This is a genomic window from Lysinibacillus sp. CNPSo 3705 (assembly GCF_028674935.1).
Lineage (GTDB): Bacteria > Bacillota > Bacilli > Bacillales_A > Planococcaceae > Lysinibacillus.
Genome location: NZ_JAQZSD010000015.1, coordinates 1 through 13,577, shown reverse-complemented (window position 1 = coordinate 13,577; position 13,577 = coordinate 1). Strand labels below are relative to the sequence as shown.

At 37.6% G+C, this 13,577-nt stretch carries 15 protein-coding genes and 1 pseudogene; 6 read left to right on the top strand and 10 right to left on the bottom strand.

The genetic code is table 11. The features are described 5' to 3' along the window. Positions 1–17: 17 nt before the first annotated feature. Positions 18–980, bottom strand: coding sequence for a peptidylprolyl isomerase (locus tag PVA17_RS08595; protein ID WP_132364023.1), 963 nt, complete (start codon positions 978–980; stop codon positions 18–20). Positions 981–1,125: 145 nt separating this feature from the next. On the opposite strand from PVA17_RS08595, the gene PVA17_RS08590 reads away from it, so the two are divergent. After that, positions 1,126–1,230 (top strand): YjcZ family sporulation protein, encoded by a 105-nt coding sequence (locus tag PVA17_RS08590; RefSeq protein ID WP_082337661.1) that lies wholly within the window; start codon positions 1,126–1,128, stop codon positions 1,228–1,230. A 201-nt stretch (positions 1,231–1,431) separates the two neighbouring features. Here PVA17_RS08590 and PVA17_RS08585 read toward each other — a convergent pair whose 3' ends face one another. The 6 genes from PVA17_RS08585 to PVA17_RS08560 all read right to left on the bottom strand — a co-directional run bounded on the left by PVA17_RS08585 (position 1,432) and on the right by PVA17_RS08560 (position 4,751). Next, positions 1,432–1,617, bottom strand: coding sequence for a hypothetical protein (locus PVA17_RS08585; RefSeq protein WP_049668928.1), 186 nt, complete (start codon positions 1,615–1,617; stop codon positions 1,432–1,434). Between the two features lie 70 nt (positions 1,618–1,687). Further along, complete coding sequence (locus tag PVA17_RS08580; RefSeq protein ID WP_132364022.1) at positions 1,688–2,233, bottom strand: DUF3267 domain-containing protein; 546 nt, start codon at positions 2,231–2,233, stop codon at positions 1,688–1,690. Positions 2,234–2,418: 185 nt separating this feature from the next. After that, positions 2,419–2,979, bottom strand: coding sequence for an HTH-type transcriptional regulator Hpr (locus tag PVA17_RS08575; protein ID WP_132364123.1), 561 nt, complete (start codon positions 2,977–2,979; stop codon positions 2,419–2,421). Between the two features lie 156 nt (positions 2,980–3,135). After that, the gene (locus PVA17_RS08570; RefSeq protein ID WP_274067455.1) at positions 3,136–3,531 is read right to left on the bottom strand and encodes a YtxH domain-containing protein; all 396 of its coding nucleotides are present in this window, start codon (positions 3,529–3,531) and stop codon (positions 3,136–3,138) included. Between the two features lie 139 nt (positions 3,532–3,670). Next, positions 3,671–4,201 (bottom strand): tryptophan transporter, encoded by a 531-nt coding sequence (locus PVA17_RS08565; RefSeq protein ID WP_274067454.1) that lies wholly within the window; start codon positions 4,199–4,201, stop codon positions 3,671–3,673. A gap of 133 nt (positions 4,202–4,334) precedes the next feature. Further along, on the bottom strand, positions 4,335–4,751 hold the full coding sequence (locus PVA17_RS08560; protein WP_132364016.1) for an HIT family protein: 417 nt from the start codon (positions 4,749–4,751) through the stop codon (positions 4,335–4,337). A gap of 104 nt (positions 4,752–4,855) precedes the next feature. On the opposite strand from PVA17_RS08560, the gene PVA17_RS08555 reads away from it, so the two are divergent. Both PVA17_RS08555 and PVA17_RS08550 read left to right on the top strand, forming a co-directional pair. After that, the gene (locus tag PVA17_RS08555; protein ID WP_274067453.1) at positions 4,856–5,605 is read left to right on the top strand and encodes an ABC transporter ATP-binding protein; all 750 of its coding nucleotides are present in this window, start codon (positions 4,856–4,858) and stop codon (positions 5,603–5,605) included. Continuing rightward, the gene (locus tag PVA17_RS08550) at positions 5,589–6,773 is read left to right on the top strand and encodes an ABC transporter permease (RefSeq protein WP_132364014.1); all 1,185 of its coding nucleotides are present in this window, start codon (positions 5,589–5,591) and stop codon (positions 6,771–6,773) included. The genes PVA17_RS08555 and PVA17_RS08550 overlap by 17 nt, the downstream gene beginning before the upstream one ends. A gap of 52 nt (positions 6,774–6,825) precedes the next feature. Here PVA17_RS08550 and PVA17_RS08545 read toward each other — a convergent pair whose 3' ends face one another. Both PVA17_RS08545 and PVA17_RS08540 read right to left on the bottom strand, forming a co-directional pair. Further along, complete coding sequence (locus tag PVA17_RS08545; RefSeq protein ID WP_274067452.1) at positions 6,826–7,986, bottom strand: amidohydrolase; 1,161 nt, start codon at positions 7,984–7,986, stop codon at positions 6,826–6,828. A gap of 309 nt (positions 7,987–8,295) precedes the next feature. After that, positions 8,296–8,814, bottom strand: a complete 519-nt coding sequence (locus PVA17_RS08540) for an antibiotic biosynthesis monooxygenase family protein (protein WP_132364010.1) — start codon at positions 8,812–8,814, stop codon at positions 8,296–8,298. Between the two features lie 232 nt (positions 8,815–9,046). Between PVA17_RS08540 and hemE the strand changes: the two genes are divergently transcribed. The 3 genes from hemE (at position 9,047) to hemY (ending at position 12,620) form a co-directional block, all read left to right on the top strand. After that, positions 9,047–10,096, top strand: a complete 1,050-nt coding sequence (gene hemE / locus PVA17_RS08535; RefSeq protein WP_132364008.1) for a uroporphyrinogen decarboxylase — start codon at positions 9,047–9,049, stop codon at positions 10,094–10,096. Positions 10,097–10,257: 161 nt separating this feature from the next. Continuing rightward, positions 10,258–11,178, top strand: a complete 921-nt coding sequence (gene hemH, locus PVA17_RS08530; protein ID WP_132364006.1) for a ferrochelatase — start codon at positions 10,258–10,260, stop codon at positions 11,176–11,178. Between the two features lie 14 nt (positions 11,179–11,192). Next, a complete protein-coding gene (gene hemY / locus PVA17_RS08525; RefSeq protein ID WP_274067490.1) occupies positions 11,193–12,620 on the top strand; it encodes a protoporphyrinogen oxidase in 1,428 nt (475 codons plus the stop codon). A gap of 164 nt (positions 12,621–12,784) precedes the next feature. On the opposite strand, the pseudogene PVA17_RS08520 reads toward hemY, so the two are convergent. Further along, positions 12,785–13,577 (bottom strand): annotated as a pseudogene (locus PVA17_RS08520) (collagen-like protein); the annotation flags it as partial.

The following is a 13,577-nucleotide window of genomic DNA, read 5'->3' as shown; positions in this document are numbered from 1 at the left end:
TATAGTAAAATAACAGATTACTTTTTGTCAGTATCTTTTTTACTTTCTTTTTCAGCGTTTTCTTGCGCTTTTTTAACAGCTTCTTCTTGCGCTTTAGCTTGCTCTTCACTTGTTGTTGTAAGAGCCTTGATAGCAGGTTCTAATTCTTTATTAGAAGTTTTTACATCAGCATCTTTTGCCATTTTTGCAAGGATATCTTTAAGAACTTGTTGATCTTGACCTGTGTTCACTAATTTAGCTAGCATTTGTGAACGGATATTTGCTTCTTCATCTTTAAATGAGCCAACACCTTTTACATCACGCTTGTCCGTAATTTCAATAACGTGGTAACCGAAACTTGTTTTAACCGGTTCACTTAAAGTTTTTAACGGAAGGGCATAAGCAGCATCATTAAATTCATCTACCATTGTACCAACAGAGAACCAACCAAGCTCTCCACCTTTTTCAGCAGAGCCAGTATCAGTTGAGTATTCTTTTGCTACATCTGCAAATTTTGCGCCGCCTTTAATTTTGGCAATCACTTCTTTAGCTGTTTTCTCATCTGCAACTAAAATATGACGACCATTTAACTCGGTTTTCATTTGCTCATAATGTTTCTTTACATCTTTTTCTGTAAAAGCTTTATCTTTTAAAGCCTTTTCTGAAAGAAGCTGAACACGTAAAGTCTCTTTAAAGCCTTCTTTCGTTAAGCCATATTGAACAAGAGCTTGGTCAAAGTCATCACCTAATTGTGAAGCAGTATTGTCGTATGCTTCTTTAAGTTCTTTGTCTGATACTTTATATTTATCAGATAGTAATTTTTCAGTCACCATTTGTTGAACTACATGAGCACCTGCTAAATTTTTTGCTGATTCATTAAAGTCAGCGCCTGAAATGTCACCTAATTTAGAAGTAACAACTGTTTTACTGTCCCCTCCGCTACAAGCTCCAAGCGCTAATACCGAGGCAGCTAATGTTAAAGATAAAACTGTCTTTTTCATAGTGGATATTCTCTCCTTACAATGGTTTCGTCCATTTTTTACTATAACATAAACGTTTTAAAAACAAAATGGTTCCCCCCTTGAGTATAGCCTATATTTCAAATTTTCAAGCGCATAGGATATAGAAAAGAAAGGGGGTGAAGTTATGAGCAGCGGAGGATATGGTGGCGGCGGCTACGGCTCAGGCTTTGCTTTATTAGTTGTGTTGTTTATTTTATTAATTATCGTTGGTGCAGCATTCCTATACTAATTAATAAAAATAACGAAAAGCTAAGGATGTAACGTCCTTAGCTTTTTTTACAATGTAAGGCATCCGCACCGCATTTTAGGTGACGTCAAAATATGATTGGTCAGACCGAGTTATCACATTAAGTGGATGCCTTTTTCTTAGTCGGCTTTGTGCTTGCAAAAAGCTGATTCCTGATGCAATTTTGCCGAGACATAATTTCTACTATACTGCATATAAAACTTCAATATAAAATGAGACAAGTAATATTGTAATAAGTATATTTATAGTTCGGAATACTTTTGGTTGCTTTTCTTCGGGAATTTCACGTCGCATGCACAGCGCATAAGTCATGCGGTTTATTTGAAATAAATAGAATACCGAGAATAGAACTACAATCATTAACAGCAAGTCTATTCCTCCCCTCTTTCAGTATTAATAGCATAACAAAAAACGTCAATAAAACACAAGTACAAGCAATTTAGTGAATAGTAGGTGGTACTAAAATTTCATAGCCCTTAGGCGTCTCCTCAATTTGGGAGTCTTTAGGCGAATTCAATAAATATTTCACATATAGAATATCAATGATACATAGACTACAATGGTAAGCTAAAAGTAATGTGCCGTAATGTGTATACGCAGGAAATAGCAGTGTACCTAATATAATGCTTGTATTTAAAACAATAAATGGTGTGAGTAAAGCTAAAATATAACGGTTTTTCGATAAAGGTTCACGGATACGCATGTGTAGAACAGGAATAACATAAAATTGGGTACGCACACGCAATTTTAAATGCTGACGCAAATCATACAATGCTAGAAAGTGTAAGCATTTGTGGATTGGATAGATTGCAAAAACAGCAATGACAAAGAGCCAAAACAAACGATCTGTATAATGCTCATTATTAAATAAATTAAACGTTACATAGGAAAGAGAGAATACAGTTAAAAAAGTAAGGACAGCCATGATCATAATACGCGTTGTTCCGTAATGATGTTCAAGATTTAAAATTTTCCAGCAGTGCATGATTAATCAACTCCGTAGTATGAATGGTCCTATCTAATGTAAATTGAATTATGCTAGAATGCAAGAAAAAGGAGGTATCTCAGAAAAATTTCTGAAGTACCTCTTTTAGTATCATTTATAGGCTTTAAAGGCCATTTAAACTCAAATGACGAACAACCGAGCTTAAAAGCCTACTATTATCACTTTCATCCTTTTACAGTTGGACGTTCTTCTACCTTATCAAAGGACTCTCGGAAGTGCTGGAAGGAACGCTCAAAAATGTCGATGAAGTCCTCGCCGTATATATTGCGAATAACAGCCATAACATCTAAAAATTCTGGGAAGCGACCATATAGGTCCTTTAAAGCTAATGAGCCTTCTAGCACAGAATGATACGTATTATGATAATTACTATTCATTTCAACAATAAGTTCTGTACCTGCTTCTGTTAACTCAACGTACGTATTACGCTTATCGTCATCTCGCTTTGAAAACTTAAGGAATCCACGTTCTTCTAATTTTTTAGAAAAATTAAATGCTGTGGAAACGTGCATAACCCCAAATTTTGCCACATCAGAAATTGAAGCCCCTTTTAAATGATACGAAATCCATAAAATATGATGTTCGTTAATATTTAAATCGTAGGGTTTAATCCATTGCTGCCAATCTTTCTCCACTGCTTTCCATAAGGCTTTTGATAATTGCGCAATTCTTTGACTATAAAGCATCGCTTCTTTTTGAGTGTATAATTCCTCTGACAAAGCCATCACCTACTGCTTTCTTTAACATTTTAAAAATATTATAGCAATAAAGGAAAAAAGTTTAAAGTTAGAAAAATTAAAAAATTGAAAAGTGGTTAAAAAATAACATTTTGCAGATTGAAATTAATAAAAATACAGTTTGATTATCAAGGTATAAGGACTTTAGTCGCTAACTTTTTCTTGCGTTTTTTTCTTTTTTTCTGTAAATTGTGTAACGTTTTTCTCGATTTCGCTTATTGAATTCTGTAATGCTTCTATTTCTTGTTGTAAGTTATTTTTTGATGGCTCTATTTCTTCAGTAAATGTAGTAATAGTTTGTTTTAAATCATTTATTATTAGTGGTATATTATTTTTCATTTCATTTGTAAGTGAATTAACAGATTGTTTAACTGTGCCTGCTTGCTGTTTTACATCTAAAAGCTTGTCCTTTGTGCTTGCAGCGTTTGCGCGCAAATTAGCACGTAGCTGTTGTCCTGATTGAGGAGCTGAAAAAAGTACAGCGATTGTACCGCCGACAATCCCGGCAGCCAGTCCAAATAAAAATGGTTTTGCTTTCATGTTAAATACCTCATTTCTGTAATGATCATGTGTTACCTACTATTAAACCATGAAATGCATGAATACAAAAAGAAAAAAGAAACTAAACGAGTGATTTTGACTCACAGTTTAGTTTCCTTGAAGATGAACGTCATTTTTATTAAATTGAAATAGCTGTTTGGAATTTAGAACGCTTCACTAATTTTGCAACGATAGGATATATAATTGCAAAAGCAATCACATTAAATACTACAGCAGGTAATACAACGCCTACAAACAGAACAGCGAATGTTGCACCAACATTTGCATTGAATACAAAAAGTGCGACTGTTAAAAAGACAGTTCCAGATAAAATTGTTCCTAAACCAACTAAGCCAGCAGATACTGCAAAATTGCTTGCCAATTTTTTCAGCACCATGAAGGCAGCTAAAAAGACAAAGCCTGTTACTGCTTTATCGATAATATTTGGTACAAGGCCAGCTGGAAAAGTAGTAAACAATCCTGAAAGTACTCCTGTTGCTAAAGAAAGTAAGAACGTTTCTTTAATGGTAGGGAACAATAAAATGCCGATAAACATCATTGTTAGCATGAAATCAGGCTTCATGCCATTTACCATACCTGGTGTAACCACGTAAAGGGTAGCACCAACACCAACTAAAAGGGCCATTAATACTAAATTTTTTGTATTCATTGCTAATCTCTCCTCGACTATGCTAATCTTTTTTGTCTCCTAACGTGTCCTCATGACCGTTAGCGAAACTTATTTGTGATTGTACGCTATAAATTTTAAAAATGCAATAGACAATTCTGACAATTATGTTCAATTACTGAAGGTTAGCTTTAATGCTTTCAGCAACTTCAGTTAATTGCTCTGGTGTATATTTTTGTGTTTGCCAAATTAAGCCCAAGCCTTCTTTTTCATCGTAACGCGGAATAAAATGTAAGTGATAGTGGAAAACAGTTTGTCCAGCTGCAGCACCATTATTATTAATTGTATTCAGTCCAATTGGATGAAAAGCAGCCTTAATAGCATTTGCAATTTTCGGTGCTACTGCATATAAATTACGAGCTACATCCTCAGGCATTTCGAATAGATCTTTACAGTGATGTTTTGGAATTAATAGTGTATGACCTTTTGCTACAGGCGAAATGTCAGTAAATGCATAGACATGCTCGTCTTCATAAATTTTTGTACTTGGAATAGATCCTTCAATGATTTTGCAAAATAGGCAATCGCTCATTTGAAAATTCCTCCTTATTTTATATGTAAGTACATTCTATCATACTCATAACTGTATCATTTGCTAATTTTTGATAAAATATAAACTAGAAGAGGAGTGAGGGCATGACGGTATTAGAGGTACAACATGTGACAGGTGGTTATACAAGAAAGCCTGTTATTAAAGATTTATCATTTACGATTGAAAAAGGAGAGCTTGTTGGCTTAATAGGGTTGAACGGCGCTGGTAAAAGTACAACGATTAAGCATATCATCGGAACAATGCTTCCAAAAGAAGGAGACATTCGTTTAAATGGTGTGACGTTAAAGGAAAATACAGACAAGTATCGTACAGCATTTTCTTATATTCCTGAAACACCTGTATTGTACGATGAGCTAACATTACGTGAGCATTTAGCATTAACTGCAATGGCTTACGGTCTAGATGAAGCAACACTTGCAGCTCGTTCACAAATATTATTAAAAGAATTTCGAATGGAAAAGCGACTTAATTGGTTCCCTTCGCATTTCTCAAAGGGCATGCGTCAAAAGGTTATGATTATGTGTGCCTTTTTAGTCAATCCAAGTCTTTACATTATTGATGAGCCTTTTGTAGGGCTCGATCCACTTGGTATTCAATCATTGCTTGATCAGATGGATGAAAAGAAAAAAGAGGGCGCTTCTATATTAATGTCCACGCACATTTTATCGACCGCTGAAAAGCATTGTGACCGTATTATTTTATTGCATGAAGGACGAGTGCGAGCACAAGGAACAATGGAGGATTTACGCAAGGCATTTGCAATGCCACATGCGACATTGGATGATTTATATATTGCAATGACAAAGGAGCGCGACCATGAAGAACTTGCGTGATGTTTGGTCCTCTCGCTTCATGCACTATATAGGTGAAGTGCAAAAATATATGCGGTTTATTTTTACAGGGCATTTAGCGATTGTACTAGTATTTCTTATCGGAGCAGGGGGCTATCAATATAGTGAATGGCTAAAAGTCGTACAGGCTGATTTTCCAGCAGAGGTATTAATCTCAGTCTTTGTAGGGATTTTATTGGCATTTAGTCGTCCGACTTCACTTTTGAGAGAGCCAGACCAAGTGTATTTATTACCTTTAGAATCAAAAATGTCGCAGTATTTCAAAAAGGCTTTAGCGTGGACGTTTTGGTCACAGGTGTGGATTGTGGCAATTGTTTATATCGTTAGTATCCCTTTACTAAAGACTGTTACTGAATTAACTACATTTGAAATTTGGTCAGTGTTCCTACTTATTATTATATTGAAATATTTGAGCGTTCAGGGTGAATTTAGCTTTCGGTATAGTGAACGCGGTCAAATGATCTGGGTAGACAGGCTGATTCGAGCTGTTATCTTTAGTGTGGCTGTGTACATGGGGCTTCATATGCAGCTTATTTTAGCGATTGCTGCTGCTGCAATTGGGTGTGTGTATATTGTAATATTTAGAAAAAAATGCACGGGTGAACCTGTCCCGTACGAGCATTTTGTGAAGCTTGAGCAAAATCGCATGATGAGCTTCTATCGTTTTGCTAATTATTTCACAGACGTTCCACATCTACGTGGTAGCATCCGTCGTCGAGGTTGGCTTGACTGGCTTTACAAATTTGTGCCATACAACAAGGATAATACTCAAAAGTACTTGGTGTTCCGTACATTCATCCGAACAGATGATCATTTTTATTTATGGTTCCGTTTAACCGTGATTTCAGCTGTTATTGCAGCCTTTGTAGATATCCCTGTCGTTTCATGGATTGTTGCAGGTGTATTGAGCTTTGCTACAACTATTCAATTAAAGCAGGCTTTATTATCAAGCGGTGAATTCCGCATGGACATGCTTTATCCGTTACCTGATGAAGCACGCAAAGTAGCAGTCAATCAAATTGTACGTCTTGCGATGATCTCTCAAGCAATTATAGTTGGTCTATGTAGTATTACACAGCCAATGTTTTATGTAACTTTTATGATCATACTCGTTGTGAGTGAATTAACTGCTAAGGTCTCAAAACCTTGATAACAAAAGCTCATATCTCCAATAACAGACTTGGAGATATGAGCTTTATTTTCTATTCTACTAATTGATAGTCTAGTGCTGCTGTTAATAATACCTTTGCAGCAACGAGCATACCTTTTTCATCTATATCGAATTTCGGATGATGATGTGGTGCATATTCAGTTGGTTTGGCTCCAGTAAAGAAGAAAGTACCTGGTTTTTCCTCTAAGTAGTAAGAAAAATCTTCAGCCCCCATACTTGCTTTTACTTCAATAACATCGCAAATATCCTGAGCAATCGTACGCACAAATAGTGTTTCTTTCTCATGATTTATAAGCGCAGGGTAGCCACGACGATAATCCAGTTCAATTGTACAATCATGCGCAATTTCTGTACCTTGGATAACCCGTTTAAACTCACGCTCCATCGTTTCACGAACATCTTTATTAAATGTTCGAATTGTACCATTTAAATAGGCTGTATCGGCAATAATATTGTCAGCATTAGATGCTACGAATGAACCAACTGATAAAACAGCCGATTCGATTGGATCAACTCGACGTGCCACAAGTTGTTGTAAATTCATAACAAGCTGAGAGCCAATAACAATCGCATCCTTTGTTTGGTCCGGATGAGCACCGTGACCACCTTGACCTTGAATTTTCATTTCAAAACTATCAACAGCAGCCATCGTTGGACCGACGCGGTAGCCAATCATGCCTGTTGGATGATTAGAAGATAGATGTGTACCGAAAATAGCATCAACGCCATTCAAAGCTCCAGCCTGTACCATTCCGATTGCTCCGCCTGGATCAGCCTCTTCAGCATGCTGATGAATTAGTACATATTCTCCTGCTAATTCATCGCGCATTTCCCACAATAGCTTACCGACGATTAGCAAAGTAGCTGTATGTCCATCATGCCCGCAAGCATGCATAACGCCAGCCACAGTTGATTTGTATGGAACGTCTTTTTCATCTTGTATAGGCAGTGCGTCAAAGTCTGCTCGTAAAGCAATTGTTTTGCCCGGCCTGCTTCCTTTAATCCGTGCAATTAATCCGAAGCCACTGACATTAGCTTCAACCGGTACGCCTAGATTTTTATAAAAATGAATAATATAATTAGCGGTTTCTTGCTCCTGGAAGCTCAGCTCTGGATGCATATGTAGATGACGACGAATTGCCACCATTTCATCAAAATGGGCATCAATCTTTTCAAGTAGACGTTGGTTCACGGTAAAACCTCCTTAAACAGATTATCCTAGATTTTTATTACTAACATAATAGTTTCACAAACTGGATAAACAGCGGTTGAGCACCTCTTATAAAAGATATTCTAAGTAAGAGTAAGGAATTCCCCGTTCTGAAGAATGCCTCCGGAAGTGCAGCGAATACCGCGCACACCTGGAGGATATCCACAGAAGTGCAGAGAATCGAAGTGGAATACTCGAAGAGCAGCAAACCCTGGTGAATCCCCCGGAAGAACAATGAATACCCGCGCACTCGGGATACCTGCGGAAAGCAGTGAATCCTGCATGCTTCAACTAATCCTCATTTTCTTCTTTTGGAGCAGCGCTATAGGTTGTGACATATGAAGCTGCTGAGAAAATATTTTGCTGATTCACACCTGTTGGTTCTTTACGTTCAGCATGTGCGGATGCAAAGGCTTTTGAGCTTTTCCATGCTTCAAACGAATGTGGGCCGTTCCATTGTGTCATGACAATGTATGTTTCACTATTTAATGGACGAAGTAGTCGAAATGCTACAAAGCCTGGCTCATCTTCTATAGCGCCTGCTCGATTTAAAAAGCGATGTTCAAAAACTGGTCGACCCTCATCTGTAACGGGAATATTGTTCAATACAAAAAAGCCGCGTTCTTCTAAATCATTTACTGAATCTAACACTTCGAATTTGCGTGGTGTAGCAAAGACAGATTTTCTTTCAGTTTCGTGTATAAGCACAGAGTTTCCTTCTCCGTGTATTAAAATCATTGCCTCATTTGGATATTTATTCTTTAACTGTTCTAAAAAATCACCTGTACCAGAAGTTAAATAAATATACATAAAATTGACCTCCTTATGAATTTTCTTAATATAGCGTGATTATCTCCATTTAAGTGGAAGTCTAAAGCTTTGTCAAAAAAGAAATTCCTTAGAAAGAACAATTTTATGACATTTCACTATGAAAACTATACAATAACAGAGGAAGCGTTTACTATTGAAAACGGATATCAATAATAATGAAATAAACAAGAGAATTTTACGATATGAATTTATTGAGGGGAAGGAACTATTCATGACAACTTTTAATGATACTCTTCTACGTGCTGCACGAGGAGAAAGAACTGAACATACACCAGTATGGTATATGCGACAAGCAGGACGCTCTCAACCAGAATATCGTGCGATTAAAGAAAAGTATTCTTTAGAGGAAATTACACTTCAACCTGAGCTTTGTGCATATGTAACGCGATTACCAGTAGAAAATTACAATGTTGATGCGGCAATTTTATACAAAGATATAGTAACTCCACTCCCTGGTATTGGGGTAGATGTGAAAATCAAAGCAGGCGTAGGTCCTGTAATTTCAAATCCTATTCGCTCAATCGCTGATATAGAAAAACTAGGCGAATTCAATGCGAAGGAACATACACCATACGTTTTAGAAACAATAAAAATGTTAACAGCGGAACAATTGAATGTACCTCTAATCGGCTTTGCAGGTGCGCCATTTACTCTCGCAAGCTATATGATTGAAGGTGGTCCTTCAAGAAACTATAATAAAACAAAATCATTTATGGTATCAGAGCCTCAAGCTTGGTTTGCTTTAATGGACAAATTAGCTGACATGATTATTTCTGATATTTCTGCTCAAGTAGAAGCGGGAGCAAAAGCTATTCAAATATTTGACTCTTGGGTTGGTGCTTTAAATGTAGAAGACTATCGTGTCTTCATTAAACCGATTATGACACGTATTTTTGCTGAATTGAAAAAAGAAAATGTGCCACTTATTCAGTTTGGTGTCGGTGCAAGTCATTTAGCGAAAGAGTGGAATGATTTACCGGTTGATGTTGTTGGCTTAGATTGGCGTTTACCAATTAAAGAAGCACGTGCAAACGGAATTACTAAACCTGTACAAGGCAATTTAGATCCATCGCTATTACTTGCAGATTGGTCAATTATTGAAAAACGCACGAAAGATATTATCGATCAAGGCTTAGAAATGCCAGGGCATATCTTTAACTTAGGTCATGGTGTATTCCCAGAGGTAGACCCAGAAGTGTTAAAACGTTTAACAGCTCTTATTCATGAGTATAGTGCTCAACAAATCCAAGCACGCTCTTAATATAGATGTGAACAGGATATTAACTTTCATATTTCTTTTTTATGTATGATATCTTGATTTCATCGTAGAAAGGGTGCTGTCCAACCTAATGAATTGGACAGCTTCTTTTTGTCACATTATGTACGATTAAGGATAACTATTATTTAGAGGTGAAAAGGTTAATGAAAGAAGTTAAAGGCTTATTAGTTATGGCATACGGAACACCCTATAAAGAAGAAGACATCGAACCTTACTATACACATATTCGTCACGGTCGCAAACCTTCAGAAGAGCATTTAGAAGATTTACGCAGTCGTTATGAAGCAATCGGTGGTTTATCGCCACTTGCTGCTGCTACTCAAGCGCAGGCTGAGGCTTTATGTGCACGTTTAAATGAAGTACAAGATAAGGTGGAATACAAATTATTTATCGGATTAAAGCATATCCACCCGTTCATTGAAGATGCTGTAGAAGGAATGGTAGCGGAAGGCATTAAAGAAGCGGTTTCTATCGTTTTAGCTCCTCACTTCTCAACGTTCTCTATTAAATCATATAATGGTCGTGCAACAGAAGCGGCTGGAGATCGATTAACAATTACTTCTGTAGAATCTTGGTATGATGAACCAAAGTTCATTGAGTATTGGAAAATGAAAGTAAATGAAACGTTTAATGCAATGTCAGAAGAAGAACGTGAAAAGGCATGTTTAATCGTGTCTGCGCACTCACTTCCAGAGAAAATTAAAGAGCTAGGCGATCCATATGAAGATCAATTAATTGAGACGGCTCGATTAATAAAAGAAGCGACAGGTGTAAACAATGTAGAAGTTGGCTGGCAGTCAGCAGGGCAAACACCTGAGCCATGGATTGGTCCAGATGTTCAGGACTTAACGCGTGAACTTTACGAGCAAAAGGGCTTCCAGTCATTCGTTTATACGCCAGTTGGCTTTGTAACAGAACATTTAGAAGTTTTATATGACAACGATTATGAATGTAAAGTTGTTTGTGATGGACTTGGCGCGAAATATTATCGTCCAGCAATGCCAAATACACACCCGTTATTTATTGATGCAATGGTTGATGCTATTCATAAAAAATTAAGCTAAGCGAAAAGAAAGTGATGATGTTGGTGACTCAAAAAAGACGAAAGGTAGTTGTTGTAGGCGGTGGCATTACTGGCCTCACAGCTGCGTTCTATTTGCAAAAAGAAGCAAGCGCAAAAGAATTGCCGTTAGATATCGTACTTGTCGAGTCGTCATTACGTCTTGGCGGAAAAATACAAACACTGAGAAAAGATGGCTTTATCATCGAGCGCGGTCCAGAATCTTTTTTTGATCGTGAGAATTATGTATATGCTTTGGCGAAGGATTTAGGCATTGAACAGGAAATGATTACAAGCAATACAGGTCCGACTTACGTTGCTGTCGGTAGTCAATTGTATCCAATCCCTAGCAATCTTTTGTCTGGAGCAACACCACATGTCTCGTCATTTATTACATCAGGTTTGTTTTCACTTAGCGGGAAAGTTCGTGCGGCGGGGGATTTTTTCATCCCTCGTTCTGCCCAGAACGAAGACCAACCATTAGGGCAATTTTTTAGAAGAAGATTCGGTGCTGAAATTGTAGATAATTTAGTAGAGCCATTACTTGCTGGAACATTTGCTGGTGATATTGAGCAGTTAAGTATGCGTTCTACATTCCCACAGCTCTATGGATTAGAGCAAAAATATCGTAGCCTACTGATTGGTATGAAAAAGTCTGGTTCGAATTTTTTAAGTAATAAACTCAATACGAAAGATAAGGGGATTTTTCAAACATTTAATAATGGTCTTGAGACACTTATCGAAAAACTTGAAGAATCACTACTTTCCGGGATAGTTATGAAGGGTGTTAAAGTTGAGGAAATTGAACATGGTAAGGATGGTACAGTCCAAGTTTTGCTAAACAATTTTACACAATTAAAAGCAGATGCTGTTATTATTGCTACACCATTTAATGTGGCAAGAAAAATGTTCAGTAAACACCAGTTATTAAATGAATTGAGTACGATGAAGGCAGCAACTATTGCTACTGTGACAATGGCATTTAAAAAAGATCAGTTAGGTGATCTAGATGCGTTATCATTTTTTGTCTCCCGAAATAGTGATTTTTCAATAACTTCTTGTACATGGATTAACCGCAAGTGGCCTGGTACAACCCCGGATGATTATGTACTATTACGCAGTTATATTGGCCGAGTGGGCGATGAGGCAATTGTTGCGTTATCTGATACAGAAATTGAAAAGACTGTATTGCAGGATTTAATGAAAACAATTGGTGTAGATGGAGAGCCGTTAATGACTGTAGTTTCCCGCTGGAAAAATGCCATGCCACAATATACGGTAGGACATGAGGCGAAGGTTGAGCGTTCAAAACAAGAGTTACGTGAACATTTTCCCGCTGTAAGGCTCTCAGGGAGCTCCTTCGAAGGAATATCAATACCTGAGTGCGTTGAGCAAGGTAAAAATGTTGCTGAAGAAATGTTGAAGGAAATGTTTGCAGATTTGTAAGAAATAAATGGTTATCAGTAAGTAGTACAAACTTGAAGATCAATGTTTGTACTACTTTTTTTATTTTGAAGTTGGATGGGGCAAAGTACAAATTGCACAAGTGAGATATCTCAAATTAAAAGCTGGGAAAGTAAGTTTCTACTTTCCCAGTAAAGATCTTAATGCTATGAAATTCGGTGACATGACCATACAATACCGCCAGAGTTAGCTCCTCCAAGAGTAAGCCCTATTGTTAAACCGTTAGCATTGTAGAATAAATCAATGGTATCACCTGCATTTAAATCGACTTCTCCAGCCAATGTTACTGTCCCATTTCCAAGGACAGCACGTAAAGTCAATACGGCAATAATATTTACATTTAATAAAGGGAATAGCCCGCTTATTAAATTTGTTGTAGCGTTTTGGCGAATAGCAAATGATGGATTTATGCCAGCCCCCAAACTTATGCTAATTGCTGCAGCAGTAGAGTAGTTGATTGTAGCTTCAAAAGCATATCTTCCAGTTGTTGGAACAGTGAAAATTCCGGTCGTTGGATTAAATGCTGGTGTTGTGAAATATGGAGCAGCAACACTCCAGTTAGTGATTGTAGTAGAAGCACTTACTGATATACCATTATTGAATGCTGAGAAACCTTCTGTAAATGCTGGTCCAGTAATGCCAGTAACGCCAGTAATACCAGTAACGCCAGTAGCGCCGGTAATACCAGTAGCGCCGGTAATGCCAGTAGCACCAGTAATGCCAGTAGCGCCGGTAATGCCAGTAGCGCCAGTAATGCCAGTAGCGCCAGTAATGCCAGTAGCGCCGGTAATGCCAGTAGCGCCAGTAATACCAGTAGCGCCGGTAATGCCAGTAGCACCAGTAATGCCAGTAGCGCCAGTAATGCCAGTAGCGCCAGTAATGCCAGTAGCGCCGGTAATGCCAGTAGCGCCGGTAATGCCAGTAGCGCCAGTAATGCCA